18 protein-coding genes and 2 pseudogenes are annotated in these 17248 nt (G+C 72.2%); 17 read left to right on the top strand and 3 right to left on the bottom strand.

Annotated elements, in window-relative coordinates:
• Nucleotides 1–27 precede the first annotated feature (27 nt).
• From AMK16_RS32690 to AMK16_RS32620, 15 genes are all read left to right on the top strand, one after another.
• The gene (locus AMK16_RS32690) at nucleotides 28–1368 is read left to right on the top strand and encodes an MFS transporter (protein ID WP_073920973.1); all 1341 of its coding nucleotides are present in this window, start codon (nucleotides 28–30) and stop codon (nucleotides 1366–1368) included.
• Between the two features lie 36 nt (nucleotides 1369–1404).
• Complete coding sequence (locus AMK16_RS32685; protein ID WP_073920972.1) at nucleotides 1405–2694, top strand: ATP-grasp domain-containing protein; 1290 nt, start codon at nucleotides 1405–1407, stop codon at nucleotides 2692–2694.
• A 74-nt stretch (nucleotides 2695–2768) separates the two neighbouring features.
• Complete coding sequence (locus AMK16_RS32680) at nucleotides 2769–3176, top strand: glyoxalase (protein WP_073920971.1); 408 nt, start codon at nucleotides 2769–2771, stop codon at nucleotides 3174–3176.
• A gap of 33 nt (nucleotides 3177–3209) precedes the next feature.
• Complete coding sequence (locus tag AMK16_RS34600; protein ID WP_107417305.1) at nucleotides 3210–4811, top strand: Ldh family oxidoreductase; 1602 nt, start codon at nucleotides 3210–3212, stop codon at nucleotides 4809–4811.
• A complete protein-coding gene (locus AMK16_RS32670; protein ID WP_079191883.1) occupies nucleotides 4808–5743 on the top strand; it encodes a Gfo/Idh/MocA family protein in 936 nt (311 codons plus the stop codon). The genes AMK16_RS34600 and AMK16_RS32670 overlap by 4 nt, the downstream gene beginning before the upstream one ends.
• On the top strand, nucleotides 5740–6501 hold the full coding sequence (locus AMK16_RS32665) for a hypothetical protein (RefSeq protein ID WP_073920969.1): 762 nt from the start codon (nucleotides 5740–5742) through the stop codon (nucleotides 6499–6501). Before AMK16_RS32670 ends, AMK16_RS32665 begins: the two co-directional genes overlap by 4 nt.
• Nucleotides 6498–7382, top strand: coding sequence for a sugar phosphate isomerase/epimerase family protein (locus AMK16_RS32660; RefSeq protein ID WP_073920968.1), 885 nt, complete (start codon nucleotides 6498–6500; stop codon nucleotides 7380–7382). The genes AMK16_RS32665 and AMK16_RS32660 overlap by 4 nt, the downstream gene beginning before the upstream one ends.
• Entirely contained in the window at nucleotides 7379–8203 is an 825-nt protein-coding gene (locus AMK16_RS32655; RefSeq protein WP_073920967.1) for a sulfotransferase, read from the top strand. Before AMK16_RS32660 ends, AMK16_RS32655 begins: the two co-directional genes overlap by 4 nt.
• A 2-nt stretch (nucleotides 8204–8205) precedes the next feature.
• Nucleotides 8206–9504 carry an ATP-grasp domain-containing protein gene (locus AMK16_RS32650; RefSeq protein ID WP_199885679.1) on the top strand — a complete coding sequence of 433 codons (1299 nt, stop codon included), beginning with the start codon at nucleotides 8206–8208 and terminating at the stop codon, nucleotides 9502–9504.
• Between the two features lie 29 nt (nucleotides 9505–9533).
• The gene (locus tag AMK16_RS32645; RefSeq protein ID WP_073920966.1) at nucleotides 9534–10406 is read left to right on the top strand and encodes a glycosyltransferase family 2 protein; all 873 of its coding nucleotides are present in this window, start codon (nucleotides 9534–9536) and stop codon (nucleotides 10404–10406) included.
• A 3-nt stretch (nucleotides 10407–10409) separates the two neighbouring features.
• Nucleotides 10410–10991, top strand: coding sequence for an adenylyl-sulfate kinase (gene cysC, locus AMK16_RS32640; protein WP_073920965.1), 582 nt, complete (start codon nucleotides 10410–10412; stop codon nucleotides 10989–10991).
• Complete coding sequence (cysD, locus tag AMK16_RS32635) at nucleotides 10988–11935, top strand: sulfate adenylyltransferase subunit CysD (protein WP_073920964.1); 948 nt, start codon at nucleotides 10988–10990, stop codon at nucleotides 11933–11935. The genes cysC and cysD overlap by 4 nt, the downstream gene beginning before the upstream one ends.
• Before the next feature lie 2 nt (nucleotides 11936–11937).
• Entirely contained in the window at nucleotides 11938–13257 is a 1320-nt protein-coding gene (locus tag AMK16_RS32630; protein WP_073920963.1) for a sulfate adenylyltransferase subunit 1, read from the top strand.
• A gap of 2 nt (nucleotides 13258–13259) precedes the next feature.
• Nucleotides 13260–14009: an ABC transporter ATP-binding protein gene (locus tag AMK16_RS32625; RefSeq protein ID WP_073920962.1), complete on the top strand. Its 750-nt coding sequence runs from the start codon at nucleotides 13260–13262 to the stop codon at nucleotides 14007–14009.
• A gap of 97 nt (nucleotides 14010–14106) precedes the next feature.
• Complete coding sequence (locus tag AMK16_RS32620) at nucleotides 14107–14862, top strand: ABC transporter permease (RefSeq protein ID WP_079191882.1); 756 nt, start codon at nucleotides 14107–14109, stop codon at nucleotides 14860–14862.
• An 86-nt stretch (nucleotides 14863–14948) separates the two neighbouring features.
• Here the strand turns inward: AMK16_RS32620 and AMK16_RS32615 are convergent, their stop codons facing one another.
• The 3 genes and pseudogenes from AMK16_RS32615 to ku all read right to left on the bottom strand — a co-directional run.
• Entirely contained in the window at nucleotides 14949–15389 is a 441-nt protein-coding gene (locus AMK16_RS32615; RefSeq protein ID WP_073920960.1) for a VOC family protein, read from the bottom strand.
• A 119-nt stretch (nucleotides 15390–15508) separates the two neighbouring features.
• A pseudogene (locus AMK16_RS32610) lies at nucleotides 15509–15628 on the bottom strand (Rieske 2Fe-2S domain-containing protein); the annotation flags it as partial.
• A gap of 224 nt (nucleotides 15629–15852) precedes the next feature.
• Nucleotides 15853–16316 (bottom strand): annotated as a pseudogene (gene ku, locus AMK16_RS37875) (non-homologous end joining protein Ku); the annotation flags it as partial.
• Nucleotides 16317–16620: 304 nt separating this feature from the next.
• Between ku and AMK16_RS32595 the strand changes: the two are divergent.
• A complete protein-coding gene (locus AMK16_RS32595) occupies nucleotides 16621–16875 on the top strand; it encodes a hypothetical protein (RefSeq protein WP_242439029.1) in 255 nt (84 codons plus the stop codon).
• A gap of 6 nt (nucleotides 16876–16881) precedes the next feature.
• Complete coding sequence (locus AMK16_RS32590) at nucleotides 16882–17232, top strand: DUF6233 domain-containing protein (protein ID WP_073920957.1); 351 nt, start codon at nucleotides 16882–16884, stop codon at nucleotides 17230–17232.
• Nucleotides 17233–17248: the final 16 nt, after the last annotated feature.

Raw genomic sequence — 17248 nt, 5'->3', positions numbered from 1 at the left:
CGTCCCGACGATTCCACGAGGAGAACCATGACCGAACGAAGCACCTGGCACAGCCGGTTCGCCCGGGCGATGCCCGCCACCCGGGAATCCCGGATCATCGCGGTGAACGCGCTGGTCGGGTCGGTGGGCACCGGAATGTTCCTGGCGGGCTCGGCCCTGTACTTCACCCGGTTCGGCGGGCTCACGGAGACGCAGCTCGGTGTCGGCCTGGCCATCGCGGGCGTGGTCGGCCTCCTCACCGCCGTGCCCATCGGCCGCCTCGCCGACCGGTTCGGTCCGCGCAACATGCTGCTCGTCGTGTGCGTCTGGCGGGCCGTCGGCTACCTCGCCTACCTGAACGTGCACGGCTTCAACGAATTCGTCGTGACGGCCAGCCTGCTGTTCGTCATGGACCGGGCCGGCCAGCCGCTCAACCAGGCACTCGTCGGGCGGCTGATCACCGGCACGGAGCGCAACCGCACGATGGGGTTCATCCGGGCCCTGCGCAACCTCGGCTTCACCGTCGGCTTCTCGGTCGCGGGCATCGCGCTGACGACGGACTCGCCCACGCTGTTCCGCTGGCTGTTCATCGGCAACGCGATCAGCTTCATGTTCGTGTTCGCCTGCATCACGATGCTTCCCAACGCCGGTCCCGCCGGCTCCGCGGACAAGGCCGGGACGAAGGACGGGGGGAAGTCCGGGAAGTCCGGCGGGACGGTGGTCCCGCCCATCCGCGACTGGCGGTTCGTGGCCGCGACGGCGGCCAACGGCGTGCTCTTCCTGCACGACGCGATCCTGATCACCGTGCTGCCGCTGTGGGTGGCCGAGCACACCAGCTCCCCGGTCTGGATGATCACCGTCCTGGTCACGACGAACACGCTCATCACTGTGATCGGCCAGGTCAGGGTGACCCGGCACATCGACAACATGGCCACCGCTCGGCGGGCCACCAACCGCTCCTCGGTCCTGCTGACGCTGTCGTGCCTCGCCTTCGCGCTCAGCGGTGTCCTCGGATCCCCCGGATGGACCGCTGTGGCCCTGATGGCCGCGCTGCTGCTGCTGACCGTCGCCGAACTGCTGCATTCGGCGTCGTCGTGGGAGATCTCCTTCGCGCTCTCTCCCGAGGCCGCCCAGGGCCGCTACCTCTCCTTCTTCAACACCGGCTTCTCGGCCGCGGAGATCGCCGGCCCCGCCGTCGTGCTGTGGCTGCTCTCCCAGGCGGGTCCGGCCGGCTGGCTGTTCCTCGCCGGGGCGTTCCCCCTGGCCGCCGGGCTGAGCTGGGTGGGCACCCGCCCCCGGCCCGCGGACACGGCGGTCGAGGCCGGCGCGGCAGACCCGGCAGGTGCCGGGGCCGCCCCCGTGCCCGTACCCGCCGAAGCGGGCTCCTGACCCACCCCACCCCATCCCGTACCGACGGAGGTTTCCATGTCCGACACACCGGCTCCCCTGCACCTGTTGATAGTCAGCGGCGGACGCGATCTGCCCGACCGGGCCCGCGACGCGTGGCCCGGGCTGCGGACCACCGTGATCTGCCGCCCCGAGGTCGTGCCGCGGCTGCGCAGCCGGGAGAAGATCCAGCGGCTGATCGTGCTGCGGGAGGACGCGCCCGCCGACGAGTGGGTGGCCGCCGCGCGGTTCGTGCACGCCGTCGACCCGGTCGACCGCCTCACCAACTTCACGGAGAAGGACACCGAGAAGACGGCCGCGATCGCTCTGGCGCTCGGCCTCGACTGGCACAGCCCCGAGACGGTGCGCGCCGTCGCGGACAAGTGCGAGATGCGCCGGGTGCTCGCCGAGGCGGGCGTCAGCGAGACCCTCGCCGAGACGGTGCACGACCGGGAGGGTGTCCTCAAGGTCGCGGAGAAGACGGGGTACCCCCTGATCTGCAAGCCGGTGCGCGGTGTCGCCAGCAAGGGCGTGACCCGGATCGACGGCCCCGGCGACATCGACCGCGCGCTGGGCTGGGGTGCCACCGGAGCCGGTGACCTCGACTCGGCGGACCTGCTGGTGGAGCCCTTCCTCAGCGGTGACGAGTACAGCGTGGAGTGCGTCAGCGAGGACGGCGAGCACCTGGTCGTCGGCATCACGCTCAAGATCTCCGAGCACGACCACTTCGTGGAGGTGGGCCACGTCGTCCCGGCCCCGCTCTCGCCCGCCGACGAGCAGCGCATCGCCGCCACCGTACGGGACATGCTCGGTGCGTTGGGCGTACGGCGCGGGGTCACCCACACCGAGGTCATCGTGGCCGCGGACGCGGTGCACCTCGTCGAGACCCACCTGCGTCCGGCGGGTGACGAGATCCCCGAGCTGTGGGCGCGCGTCTGCGGCGTCGACCTGATCGACGTGGTCGCCCGGCAGGCCGTCGGCCTGCGGGTCCTGCCCGACGTGCGGGCCGCGCTGGCACGGACGGCGGAGGGACCGCGCGCGGCGGCCATCTGGTACGCGTGCCCGGACGCCGTCGGCAAGATCGTCGAGGTCACCGGCGAGGACGAGGCGCGGGCACTGGAGGGCGTGGTCGACGTCGAGGTGCTGCGCGAGCCGGGCAAGCGGCTCAAGGGCGTGACCGGATCGTTCGCCCGGGGAGCGCACGTCTGCGCGGTCGGCTCCGACCAGGACGAGGCACTGCGCCGGGCCCAGGAGGGCGTGCGCAAGCTGAGCTTCACTGTACGCAGCGACGGCATGGCCGCACGGCACGAAGCCCTCACCACCCCGTAACCACCACCGGGTCATCGATTTCCCAGGTGGCCCGGGACCGAGCAACAGATCAGAGACGAAGGAAGCGGAAGACCATGAGCAACGAGAACACCACCGAGAACACCACCGACTACGCCTTCGGCGGCCTGCACCACGTCCAGCTCGCCATTCCGGCCGGCGCCGAGGACCTGTGCCGGCAGTTCTGGGGCGAGGCGCTCGGCATGACCGAGCTGGAGAAGCCGCCCGTCCTCGCCGCCCGCGGTGGCTGCTGGTTCCGGGGCGGCGGCCTGGAGGTCCACCTGGGCGTGGAGCAGGACTTCAGCCCGGCCCGCAAGGCCCACCCCGGCATCCTCGTCCGTTCCCTCGGTGACCTCGCCAAGCGCCTGGAGGCGTACGGCCACGAGGTGACCTGGGACGACAACTTCCCCGGCCACGACCGTTTCTACGCCTTCGACAAGCTCGGCAACCGGCTGGAGTTCCTGGAGCCCAAGGCCGCCTCCTGACCGCATCCCCCCGGCACTGACGAGGAGTCAGCAATGACCGAAACAGCGGGCCGCAGGCCTGTGCTCCGCGTGGCGGACCTGATCGTGGCCGAAGGGCCCGAAGGAGCCGAACGCATCCTGGTACCGGGACTGACCACCGCTGTGGCCGCCGGCGAGATCGTCGCCGTACTCACGGACGACCCCGCGTCAGGAGCCGCACTGGCCGAGGTGCTCGGCGGGTCCCGGCGCGCCCAGTACGGCGTCATCACGGTGGGGGACAAGGGCCGGCCGCGCCGCGTCGCCCCGGCCCGCCCCACCGGAATCACCGTCGTACGCGCCGGTCAGCGGCCGCCCGCCGCAGGGGCCTCCACCCCCCTGGCCACGGTCGTCGACGCGACCTCGCCCGCCGGCCCGGGGGTGGCGGACGGGGCGGCGGCGCAGGCCGCGCAGACGGCCACCGAGACGGCGCGGACCGCCGCCCGGCACGGCAGCGCGGTGCTCCTCGTCACCACCGACCCCGAGGCCGCCGCGGCGGCCGACCGGTTCGTGCACCTGAACCGCGCCCCCGGCCCCACCGCCGGGGACCGGCAGGCGTCGGCGCAGGAGCCCGAGGCCAGGTTCACCACCGAGGCGCTGACCGAGGCGGCCACCGGCTCCCTCGCCGGTGCCGGGGTGGCCGCGGAGCATGCGGCGCTGGTCGCCAGGGTCCTCGTCGACGCCGACGTCCGGGGCCACTTCTCGCACGGCGTCGGCCTGCTCCCGATGTACCTGGACCGCCTCGAGCACGGAGGCATCGACCCGGCCGCCGAACCCGAGTGGATCTCCGAAGGCCCTGCGGTCGCCGTGCTCGACGCCCACGGCGGCTTCGGTCAGGTCGCCGCCGAACTCGCGGCGGAGCGCTGCGCCCGCCAGGCGGCCGAGACCGGACTCGCCGCCGTCGCGGTCCGCGGCAACAACCACATCGGGATGCTCGCCGCCTACCGCGGGCACTTCGTACGACACGCGGTCGTCGGCCTCGTCCTCAACATCTCCGGCCCGTCGGTCGCCGCACCCGGCGCCGGTCGCCCCACCCTGGGCAACGACGCCGTGTGCATGGTCGTCCCGCGCACCGGACAGCGGCCGCTGGTCGTCGACTTCGCCACCGGCACCGTCGCCAGCGGCAAGATCCGGCACGCCGCGCACCGGGGCGAGACGGTGCCCGCCACCTGGCTGGTGGACCGCGAAGGGCGACCCACCACCGACCCCGAGGAGCTGGACCGGGGCGGCGCCGTGCCCGTCTTCGGCGGCCACAAGGGCCTGGGCGTCGCCGTGATCACCGAGGTACTGGCCGGGATCCTGGCGGGGGGCACGGTCAGCCCGCTGGTACACAAGCAGCGCGCCGAGCCGGATCGCCCCATGGACTGCTCGCAGCTCTTCCTCGCGCTCTCCCCCTCGGCCTTCGGCGATCCGCCCGTCGACGAGCTGCTCGCCGTACTGTCGGGGGCGGTCGCCGCCGGCTACCCGCAGGGCGCCCCCCCGATCCATCTGCCGGAACAACAGGAGGAGCTGGCCGAGTCGGCCGCCCGGGACCACGGGGTCCCGGTGCCCGCGTCCGTCGCCGCACGGCTCGGGTGGACCGCTGACCGTACGCTCGCCGGCGCGGGGGCGGTCCGATGAGCCTCGGGGTGGGAATCGTCGGCTTCGGGGTCGCCGGCCGCCAGCACGCCTCCGCCCTGGACGGCCTCGCCGAGGCCCGGACCGTGTCCGTGCTCGAACAAGACCCCACATCGGACACCGGTGCGCTGCGGCGCGCGGGCTCCTGGCGGGAGCTGCTCGCCGATCCGGCAGTCGGCCTGGTGGCGCTGTGCGTTCCACCCGGCGGCCGGGCCATGCTGACCGTGGAGGCGCTCGAGGCGGGCAAGGCCGTTCTCATCGAGAAGCCGCCCGCGGTCTCGGACGCGGAGATCGAACGGGTGACACAGGCCGCGGTGCGGGCCGGGAAGCCGGTCGGCGTCATGCTCCAGCACCGCATGCGGCTGCCCGAGGCCGCACTGTCGACGAACTGGGCGTCCCCGGCCACCACCGCGGTCCTCGAGGTGTCACGATTCCGTCCGCCCGCCCACTACAGGCGGGCCGACTGGCGCAGTGACCCGGCATCGGCGCTCGGCGGCATCGCCGCCCACCTGGGCGTGCACTACCTGGACCTGGCGTGTCAGCTGCTCGGCCGGCCCGAAACCGTACGGCTGGCGGACAGCAGGGAGCTGGCGCCGGGCATCGACACCCGGGTCACCGGCCTGGTCGAGTTCCGCACCGGTGCCACCCTCGCGTTCACGGTGACCGCCGAGTCGGCCGTACGCACCGAACGGCTCCAGGTGCTTGGCCCGGACCGCGGTCTGTGCATCGCCGACGGGACGGTGAGCACCCAGATCGGTGACACCGAGCAGACCTGGCCGACCGTCACCACGCCCGAGCTGCGGCGCGCGGTCTACCGGGAGATGGCCGAGGCCGTCGCGTCCGGCCGTCCGCCCCGGCGCTGCCATCTGGAGGGGGCCCGCGGCGTGACCGAGATCCTCTCGGCGGTCGCCCTGCAGCGGGCGGTGCCGGCATGACGCTCATCGGCCTCTCCTCCGGTTCCGCCGCGCACCTGGACGGCCCGGAACTGGCCCGGCTCACGCTCTCGCTGGGCGGCACCGCCGTCGACGTACGGGCGGGCAAGGGACACGCCTGGGAAGCGGACGGTCTCGCCGGGCTGCGGCGCGCCGGCTGCGAGGTGTGTTTCGTGGGGATCGGCGACGTCCTGGGTGAAGCGGCGGCCAGTCCTGGAACGGGCCCGCTGGAGCAGGGCCTGCCGGTCAAAGTGTTCGCCTCGGCGGGATGCATGGCGCCGGGGCGGCGCGAGTCGACGCTGCGCCACATCGCGCTGCTGACCTCGCTCGTGGGCGAGAGCAGCCGGGTCCTGGTCGAAACCCACCACGGGTACGCATCCGTCCCCGAGCTCGTGGAACTGTGCGAGCGGGCCGGCACCGGCATCCTGCTCGACACGATGGGCCTGGCCCGGATCCATCCCGATCCGGTCGTCGCCGCCGCCCTCCTCGCGCCCTGGACGTCGTACGCCCAGGTGAAGGGCTTCGACTGGAACGCGCCCGACACCTCCCGGCACCAGCCGCTCGCCACCTCGTGCGCCGAACCGACGCGCGACGTGCTCTCGGCGGCCGGCCCGCTGCGCGCGGTCACCGTCGAGTCCAAGGCGCCGGCCCTCGCCGAGGACCTCGCACTGCTGCGCGCGTGGTACGCCGGGGAGCCCCGGCCCGCCCTCGCCGCCACCCCGCCCACCGCATCAGCCCCCGCGAAGGAGGTACTCATATGAGACTCGCCATCATCAACGACGAAGCGTCCCAGGACATCCACGCGGCCGCGGCCGAGGCACACCGGCTCGGCTTCGGCGGCCTGGAGATCCGCTCCTCGGGCGGCGTGCCCCCGCACCTGATGGACGACGCCCAGCTCGCCGCGGTCCGTGATGCCGTGACCGGCCACGGCCTGGAGATCGCCGGGTTCGACCCGCCCGCGCTGAAATGTGCGCTGCCGCGCACCGGCGCCGAGGTCGCTGCCGCCCGTGACCTGGTCGTCGACGCCGTACGGCGGGCCGAGCTGCTGGGCGCGCCGTTCGTGCGGATCTTCACCTTCTACCGCGAAGGGGACCCGGATCCCCGCAGGGCCGCCAAGGCGGCGCGCGAGGTGCTGGACGGCGTGCCCGCCGACCGGGTTCCGCTGCTCGTGGAGACGGGCATGCGCACCAACAGCCCCACCATGCGCCACACCCTGGAGTTCCTGGACGCACTCGGCGACGACCGGCTCGCGGTCCTGTGGGACCCGGGCAACAGCGTCTTCAGCGGCTGGGACCCGGCGCCGTTCCCGCAGGACTACGCGCTCGGCCGGGAACGCATCCGGCACGTCCACGTGAAGGACCCCGACGGGCAGAGCGGCTACGTCCGCCTGGGCGACGGCGACCTTCCGTGGCCCGCGATCCTCAACACGCTCGCGGAGGACGGCTACCGGCACTGGCTGTCGCTCGAGACGCACTGGCGGATCGGGCGGAAGCCGCTCACCCAGCAGCAGCGCGACGAACCCTGGGGCGAGGAGTTCACCGCGGGCGGCTTCGAGGCCAGCTCGCAGTGCATGCGACTGCTGCGCGAGATGACCGAGGCGGCGCGGACCGCGCACACGGACCCAGCGAAGGCCACGGCATGAACACATCACCGATCATCCTGCTCGGCGGCCAGCGCTGCGGCACCACCGCCCTCGCCTACGCCCTGAACCTGGCGTTCCACGACGTCGGCGGCCACTTCACCGTCAACGGCAAGCTGCCCTATCTGCTGCACCGCTGGCTCACCCGCGAGGACCTGGCCGACCGGCACCTCAGGGCCGACGAGATCCTGCACGCCCTGGACCGCCGCCCGCCGGACGGCGCCGGCGTGGACCGCTGGCGCGCCCGCGTCGAGGACAGCCTGCGCGCCGTCGCCCGCGAGGTCGCCGAGGGGACGGCGGGTGACGACCCCGTCGCACTCGCCCGGCGCATCCTCACCGAGAGCGGCCAGGACCTCCCGCACTGGGGCGACAAGTACAACGAGTACCTGCTGCACCTGCCCTGGCTCGACGCCGTACTGCCGCAGGCGCGGTACGTGCTGCTGGTGCGCCACCCCGAGGAGGCCGCACGCTCCATGCTGCGGTGGACCGGCGACCGGCCCTGGCTGCCCGTGACCCGCGAGTCGGCACTCGCCAAATGGACCGCCTGGAACGCCCACGGGCTCGACCTGGTCGAGCGCATCCCGCGGGAGCGACTGCTGGTGATCGAGTACCAGGCGCTGTGCCGGGGCGAGGAGACCGGGCGCCTTTCGGAGTTCACCGGACTCGACCTCACACAGGCGCTGCGCGGCCTCAGCCCGCGCAACCCCGCCGCCGCCGACGGCGACCTCCCGCAGGCGACGGCGAACGTCTGGCACGCGCTGCGGGACCTCGCGTCCCCCGCACACGCCGCTGATCTCCCCGCCCTCGCCACCACGACCCCGTAGAGGTGATCCCCCTGTCCTCCCAGGCCCCCGCGCCCGGCGCAGCCCGCATTCTCGTGCTCGGCGGCAAGGCCGGCATCGTCCGCAAGGCCGCCGCGCTCGGCTTCGAGGTGGTGCACGTCCAGAAGCCGTCGGCGTTCGACCCCGATGTCGTGGCGCACTGCGCCCAGCTGCTGCTCGTGGACTACCAGGACGTACCGACCGTCACGGCTCTGGTGCGCGCGCTCCACGAACAGCAGCCCATCTCCCGGTTGTTCACCCAGACCGAAGCCGCCCAGGCGGTGGCCGGACACCTCACCGACACCCTGGGACTGCCGGGCAACAGCGCCCGCACGACCCGGCTCCTGCACGACAAGCCGGCCCTGCGAGCCCTGCTCAACGGCAAGGGCATCGGCCCCGTCCCCACCCTCACCGACCCGGGCCGCGAGGAGCTGCGCGACTTCGTGGCCACGCACGGCGCGGCCGTGCTCAAACCGACCATGGGCTCCGGCAGCCTGGGCGTACGCAAGATCCACTCGTTGGGTGAGACCGACGCCGCCTGGGCCTGGCGCGAGGAGTTCGGCCTCGACACGTTCATGGTCGAGCAGTTGCTCGTCGGCCGTGAGCTGAGCGTGGAGAGCTTCTCCTCGCAGGGCCGCCACCGGATCGTCGCGATCACGGGCAAGGACACGGGCGGCGGCGTGGTGGAACTCGCCCACGTCGTCCCCGCCCCCGTCAGCGACGACGAGCGGGAGTCCGTAGGGGACCTGGTCACCGCGCTCCTCGACGCGGCCGGCCTCGCGGACGGACCCGCCCACACCGAGGTGATCCTGACCGCCGACGGCCCCCGGGTCGTGGAGTCGCACAGCCGCCGCGGCGGAGACCGCATCAACGACCTCGTACGGCTGGTGTACGGCATCGACCTGGAGGAAGCCACCTACCGGCTGGCCCTGGAGACGGACCCGCTGCCCGCCGACTGCCCGGCCCGCGGCGCCGCCGCCATCCGCTTCCTGGTCGCCGGTCCCGGCCTGGTCACCGCCGTGAGCGGGGTCGAGGACGCGGAATCGGCCGAGGGCGTGGTCCAGGTCGACGTGCAGGTGTCCGTCGGCGACACCGTGCACGAACTGCGCTGGTCTGAGGACCGGTGCGGCTACGTGATGGCCTACGCGGCGGACACCGGGACCGCCGAGCGGCTCGCCCGGGAGGCCGCCGCCCGGATCACGATCACCACGACCCCGTTGGCCGACACCTCCCCGGCCACCCTGGGCGACCTGCTCGACGAGGTGGACGAGGTGCTGAACCCCTTCGCCACGACGACGCAGTGAGCCACCCCGACGCAAGGAGCAGCACGGCCATGAGCACGGCAGAGCGCACACAGCCGCACGCGCGGGCGCACACCGCGGACGACACCACCCCGCCGTCGCGGCGGACCAAGAGGGTGTCGGTCGTCGTCGCCACCCGCAACCGCCCCGAGGACATCCGCCAGTTGCTCACCGCGACCGCCGTCTGTGACACGGGCCTGGTCCACGAAGTGATCCTCGTCGACGACGCATCCGAGGTGCCCCTGCGGGTCGACGCGGTGCAGTACCCCTTCGACGTGCGGCTGATCCGCAACCCGCGACAGCTGGGCGCCGCAGCCAGCCGCAATCTGGCCGCCCGGGAGGCGGCCGGTGACGTGCTGGCCTTCCTCGACGACGACGCGCGCCCCCTGCCGGACTGGTTCCATGTGCTCGACGCGGCCCTGACCGAGGATCGGGCGGCGATCACCGGCCGCGTCCTGCCCTTCGACCGCGGGGTGGTCGCGCGAGCCCGTCAGTACCGCTACGAGGTGCGGTACGCCCAGCACGCCGCTGACAGCGCCGTCACATTCTTCGCAGGCGGCAACTCCGCCGTGTGGACGCAGCGGTTCCTGGCGGCCGACGGCTTCCCCGACGTCGTCACCGCGAGCGACAACGGGCTCGTCGAACGGTTGTCGGCAGAGGGCGGCCGGGTCCACTTCGCCCCCGCCCTGCGCGTGGCGCACCGCAACAGCAAGGGCGCGGGCATCGCGTTCCGCGAGGCCTGGCGGGCCGGCCGGCTGGCTCCCCGCAGCACACCCGCCGCCGCCCTGCGCAGGTTCACCGCCAGCGCCCGGATCCAGCCCTGGTCCGACGACCCGGCGGCAGCCGGCCTCAACCTGAGCCTCCAGGCGGCGAACTCCCTGGCCACCGCGCTTCCGGTGGGCTGAACGATGACGAGCGTACGAGGCCACCAGCGCGCCGGGACCCCCGCGGCCGCGGGGACGGGGGCCACCGTCTGGCTGACCGGTCTGCCGAGCGCGGGCAAGACCACCATCGCCCACGAGCTGGCCGGGCGGCTGCGCAGCGAGGGCCACCGCGTGGAGGTCCTGGACGGCGACGAGATCCGCGAGTTCCTCTCCGCGGGCCTCGGCTTCGGCCGCGAGGACCGCCACACCAACGTCCAGCGCATCGGGTGCGTCGCCGAGCTGCTCGCCTCGAACGGCGTGAAGGTCCTGGTCCCGGTCATCGCGCCGTACGAGGACAGCCGCGAGGCGGTCCGCGAGAGGCACGCCGCCGAGGGCACGCCCTACGTCGAGGTGTACGTCGCCACTCCGGCGGAGGTGTGCTCCGTACGCGATGTGAAGGGCCTGTACGCCAAGCAGGCGGCGGGCGAGATCTCCGGTCTGACCGGGGTCGACGACCCGTACGACGAGCCGCGGAACCCGGACCTGCGGATCGAGGCGCAGGACCAGACCGAGCAGGAGTCCGCGGCGGCGCTGTACGCGCTGCTCACCGAAAGGGGACTGGTATGAAGGTGGCAGAGGCGCGGACATCCGGGGCTGCCCGGCCCGACCACGACGCGTTCGCGCCGTCGCACCTGGACTCGCTCGAGTCGGAGGCGGTGCACATCTTCCGCGAGGTGGCGGGCGAGTTCGAGAAGCCGGTGGTCCTCTTCTCCGGCGGCAAGGACTCCATCGTCATGCTGCACCTGGCGCTGAAGGCGTTCGCGCCGGCGCCGGTCCCCTTCACGCTGCTGCACGTGGACACCGGGCACAACTTCCCCGAGGTCCTCGACTACCGCGACCGGGCGGTGGCGAGGCACAACCTGCGCCTGCACGTGGCCTCCGTCCAGGAGTACATCGACGCCGGCAAGCTCCGCGAGCGCCCCGACGGCGTCCGCAACCCGCTGCAGACGGTCCCGCTGACGGAGGCGATCCAGAGCCTCAAGTTCGACGCCGTCTTCGGCGGCGGCCGCCGCGACGAGGAGAAGGCCCGGGCCAAGGAGCGCGTGTTCTCCCTGCGCGACGAGTTCTCCCAGTGGGACCCGCGCCGCCAGCGCCCCGAGCTGTGGCAGCTCTACAACGGCCGCCACGCCCCCGGCGAGCACGTGCGCGTCTTCCCGCTCTCGAACTGGACCGAGCTGGACGTGTGGCAGTACATCGCACGGGAGTCCATCGAACTCCCGGAGATCTACTTCGCACACGAGCGCGAGGTGTTCCAGCGCAACGGCATGTGGCTGACGGCCGGCGAGTGGGGCGGTCCCAAGCAGGACGAGAGCACCGAGACGCGTCTCATCCGCTACCGCACCGTCGGTGACATGTCCTGCACCGGCGCCGTCGACTCCGACGCGACGACGCTGGACGCCGTGATCACCGAGATCGCCGCGTCCCGCCTCACCGAGCGGGGCGCGACCCGCGCCGACGACAAGATGTCCGAGGCCGCGATGGAAGACCGTAAGCGCGAAGGGTACTTCTAGAAATGATCTCCACCACCGAGCAGTTCGCCGACCTGTCGGCGACCACGCTGCTGCGCTTCGCGACCGCCGGTTCCGTCGACGACGGCAAGTCCACCCTGGTCGGGCGGCTGCTGCACGACTCCAAGTCGATCCTGAGCGATCAGCTGGAGGCCGTCGAGGCCGCATCCCTCCGGCGCGGCCAGCAGGCGCCCGACCTGGCGCTGCTGACCGACGGCCTGCGGGCCGAGCGCGAGCAGGGCATCACCATCGACGTGGCCTACCGCTACTTCGCCACCGCCCGGCGCCGGTTCATCCTCGCCGACACGCCCGGGCACGTGCAGTACACCCGGAACATGGTCACCGGCGCCTCCACGGCTGACCTGGCCGTGGTCCTGGTCGACGCCCGCAACGGCGTGATCGAGCAGACCCGCCGCCACGCCGCCGTCGCCGCCCTGCTGCGCGTCCCGCACGTGGTTCTGGCCGTCAACAAGATGGACCTGGTGGGCTACGAGGAGGCGGTCTTCGCGAAGATCGCCGAGGAGTTCACCGCGTACGCGTCCGACCTGGGCGTCCCGGAGATCACCGCGATCCCGATCTCGGCCCTGGCCGGCGACAACGTCGTCGAGCCCTCCTCGAACATGGACTGGTACGGGGGCCCCACCGTCCTGGAGCACCTGGAGACGGTCCCGGTCAGCCACGACCTGACCGCCTGCCCGGCCCGCTTCCCCGTCCAGTACGTGATCCGCCCCCAGTCGCCGGAGCACCCCGACTACCGCGGCTACGCGGGCCAGATCGCCTCCGGTGTGCTGCGCGTCGGCGAGAAGGTCGTCGTCCTGCCCTCAGGCCGTACGTCCACGATCACCGCGATCGACGCGCTGGGCGAGCCGGTCGACATCGCCCGGGCCCCGCAGTCGGTCACGATCTGTCTCGCCGACGACATCGACATCTCCCGCGGCGACCTCCTCGCCCCGGCCTGCGCCGCCCCCGCGACCACCCAGGACGTCGAGGCCACCGTCTGCCACGTGGCGGACCAGCCGCTCACCGTCGGCCAGCGGGTCCTGCTCAAGCACACCACCCGTACGGTCAAAGCGATCGTCAAGGAGATCCCGTCCCGCCTGACCCTCGACGACCTCTCCCAGCACCCCGACCCGGGCCGACTCGTCGCCAACGACATCGGCCGCGTGGTCGTGCGTACCGCCGAACCCCTCGCACTCGACGCGTACGCCGACTCGCGCCGCACAGGATCGTTCCTGCTCATCGACCCGGCCGACGGCACCACGCTCACGGTCGGCATGGCAGGCCGGTCCTTCGCACTCGCCGACGCCCTCGGCCGGGACCTGTGACGATGGCTTCGAACACCAGCGTGATCGAGCTGCGCGCGGTCATCACGCCCTACGGCGGCGACGCCGACGACGAGGGCATCGATCTCCGCGTGGTGGAGGGCGAGTTCGTCTGTCTGCTCGGTGCTTCGGGAAGCGGAAAATCCACCCTGCTCCATCTCGTCGCGGGACTCGACCACCCCGCCGCGGGCGAGGTGCGGGTCCTCGACCCCCGACCCTCCCTGATGTTCCAGGACCACGCGCTCTTCCCCTGGCTCTCCGCCGGCGAGAACATCGAGCTGGCGCTGCGCCTGGCCGGCGCCCCCAGGGCCCAGCTCCGTACGGAGGTGGAGCGGCTCCTAGCATCGGTGCGCCTCACCGACGTGTACGAGCTGCGGGTGCATGAACTGTCGGGTGGAATGCGGCAGCGCGTGGCACTGGCCCGCGCGCTCGCGCAGGGCGCCCGGCTCCTGCTCATGGACGAACCGTTCGCGGCCCTCGACGCGATCACCCGGGAACTGCTCCACGAGGAACTGACGCGAGTCTGCTCCGAGCACGGACTGACCGTGCTGTTCGTGACCCATGACGTCCAGGAGGCGGTCCGCCTGGGCGGGCGCGTCGTCCTCCTGTCATCACGTCCCGGCGGACGAATCGCCGGGGAGTGGCAGGTCGCCATCCCCCACCCGCGCAGGGCGGGGAACCCCGCCGTGAACGACCTCGTCCACGAGATCACCGGCCGTCTGGGAGAGGAAGTCCGCCGCCATGTCCGCCACTGACACCGCCGCCCGCCCGCTTCCGGCGACGCCGGCAAGCCGCTCCGGCTCCGGCCCCCGTACGCCTTCCCGTACTCGAGCTCGTACGCGCTCCCGTACGGTGGCCCGAACCGTCGCGCCGCTGACCGCGATCCTCTTGGTCCTCGCGGTCTGGCAGCTCGCGTACGCCTCCCACCTGTCGGCCACGCTGCCCGCCCCCGCCGCCGTGTGGCACGACATCGCGGCCGCGTGGGCGCAAGGAGTCCTCGCCCCCGCACTGCTGCACAGCCTGGCGCGGTGCCTGCTCGGCTTCCTGGTCTCGGCGGCGGTCGGCGTGCCGCTGGCGTTCCTCCTCCACGCCCTCGCGGTACTGCGCACCCCCGTCGCCCCGATCCTGAGCGCCGTCCAATCACTACCCGCCGCCGCACTGGTACCGGTGGCCGTGATCGCGCTCGGCCACTCTGAGAGCGCGGTCTACACGGTCGTCCTGCTCGGCGCCGTGCCGGCCATCACGGTCGGCGTCCTGTCCTCACTGGACCAGGTGCCTCCGCTGCTGCTCCGTGCCGGCCGGTCGATGGGCGCGACAGGGATCGCCCGCGTCCGGTACGTGCTGCTGCCGGCGGCGCTGCCGGGCCTGGTCACCGCACTCCAGCAGGGCTGGACCTTCGGCTGGCGCGCCCTCATGACGGCGGAACTGATCGCCACGGCCCCCCTCCCCGGCCTCGGCCGCATGCTCGACCACGGCCGCCAGAGCGGCCGCCTCAGCCCGGTCCTGGCGGCCACGGCGCTCATCCTGGTCGTCGGCGTCCTGGCCGAGACCGCCGTGTTCGCCCCCGTGACACGCCGGGTCCTGCGGTCCCGCGGCCTGCGCGCGTGACGGGAGGGGGACCACCGGGGTCCAGGTCCTCGGTGACGTGGGCCAGGCGGTCACGGCACGGGCCGGCGGCTCATGATTCCTCCCCCTCAGCGCAGCTGCTCGGCCAGTTCGACGATGATGCCGTCCGGGCCGCGGAGGTAGCAGAGCAGGTAGCTGTCCTCGAACCGTGCGATCTCGCCGACGAGTTCGGCACCGTGGGGGCGCAGGCGGGCAACGGTGTCCTCGATGTCGTCGACGGCGAACATGACGCGGTGCGTACCCAGAACGTTGTGCGGCCGGTTGCGCGGCCCGGCGCTGATCACCGCGGGGCTGCGGTACTTCGCCAGTTCGAGCCGGCTGTGACCGTCCGGGGTCCGGACCATCGCGATGTCACAGCGGACGCCTTCGAGTCCGGTGCACTGGTCGGCGAAGGGACCCTCGACCTGCCCCCTGCCCTCCAGCTCCATATCGAGTTCTTCGAAGAACGCGATGGCGGCATCCATGTCCTCGACGACGATGCCGACGTTGTCCATCCGCTGAATCGCCATGTTGGTCTCTCCTTCTTCCCGTGCGGCCGGCGGCGGCCGCTGCTGCCCCCGGGACGGAGCCGGCGGCACGTTCTCGACATCTGAGACCACCGAACTCCGAAAGAAGTACCGGATCAGGGTCAGAGCTGGTCCGTGTCCTGTTGTTCCAGCGGGTGGAGGGCGGGGCCTTGGAGGACCTCGCCGTCGACTCCGAACCGGGACCCGTGGCAGGGGCACTCCCAGGTGCGTTCCGCGTTGTTGAGGCGACGAGACAAACGCCGGTCGGCTCGGCCGCGGGTTCGGCCTTCTCCACGGTCTCGCCGGCCTTCTTCGCCTCGATCAGCGCGGCGACTTTCTCCTGGAATGTGTCGCGGAACTCGCTGGGGTCCCAGGTCATGCTCATCGCTCCGATGAGCTGCTCGGCCATCTTCAGTTCCTTGTCCGAAGCCTTCGCCTTGCCCGGGAGAGTGTCGATCTCCTTCTTCGGGTCCCGGATCTCGTCCGACCAGTGCAGGGTGTGCAGGGTCAGGAGGCCGTTCTCGGCCTTGAGCGCGACGAGGTACTCGTACTGGCGCATCACGAAGGTGGCGATGCCCGCCTTGCCTGCCTTGGTCAGGGCCTGCTCCAGCAGGCTGTAGACCTTCCCGAACTCCGCACGCGCGGGCCGAGGTAGTAGGTCTTGTCGAAGTAGATCGGTTCGACGTCGGCGAGGTCGACAAACCCGGCGATGTCCAGCGAGCGGGAACGGCCCGGGGCGATCTCGTCCAGTTCCTTCGGCTCGACCAGGACGCACTCGCCGCCGGCGTCGTAGCCCTTCACGATGTCGTCGAGCTCGACCTCGTCCCCCGTCCGTTCGTTCACGCGGCGGTTGCGGATCCGGTCGGAGGTGCCGCGCTGGAGCTGATGGAAGTGGATCGTGTGGCTGTCGGTGGCCGTGTACAGGCCCACCGGCAGGCTGACCAGCCCGAGTGACAAATTCCCGGCCCACACAGGACGCGCCACGACCGTCACCTCCTCCAGAGACCCCCCTTCAGCACACGGCACCCGCCCGTTCCGTACCACCTGACCTCGCCGGCGGTCCGCCGAACGGGTCACCGACCGGAGCGCCGACTTCCCAACTGAATTCGAACAGACTTACGATTCAGGGGGGACCGACACCAGTACCTTCCCCGACGATCTCCTCCAGCTGCAGGAGCGCCTCCACCGCGCCCATGCCGTTCACCGCGCCTACCTGGCCGAACTGCCATGGAGCGTGGAACCCCTCGCGGGCTGGGCCCGGGGCGAGCGGTTCTCCGACCGCGGGGACGTTCCCGACAGCCCCGGCTGGAGCGAGGAGGAGAAGGTGACGGTCGACCGGATGTGGGCCGAGATCCGGGAGCTGTCGGTCGCTGTCGTCGATCACCCCCACTGGGCGACGGTCGCCCGTGAGGACGTGGTGGCCGCACGCATGCAGCTGAAGAAGGAGACCCGCCCTGCCGTACCCTCCGACCTTGCCGAGGCGGCCTGACCCGCCATGCCGGATCCGCTCCTGCCCCTACCGCCAGCCCTGGACCAGCTCCTGGTGATACGCCGCTGGCTGGAGCTCACCCTCGCTCGCGTCGACGAGAAGATCAGCTCCGTCCGGGCCGACGAAGAAGAGCGGGCCCGCCGCCGCCCGCCGCCGGAGCCTCCTCACTGGTGGATCGAGTACGGCATCGGCGTCTCCCGCAGACCCGACCGCGTCCACACCGGGGCCTGCCAGATAACCAGCCGCGGCCGGGCGGCCACCAGGGAGTCGGTCCTGGAAGTGCTGCAGACCGTGCCGTCGGTCGTCGCGTGCCCGCTGTGTCGGCCCGACAGCGAGCTGGGGCTGCTCGACAGCTAGTGCTGTGACCGGGAAG

It is taken from the genome of Streptomyces sp. CB00455, from assembly GCF_001905445.1.
In the GTDB taxonomy this organism is placed as follows: domain Bacteria; phylum Actinomycetota; class Actinomycetes; order Streptomycetales; family Streptomycetaceae; genus Streptomyces.
This window is presented reverse-complemented; position numbering and strand designations above follow the sequence as displayed.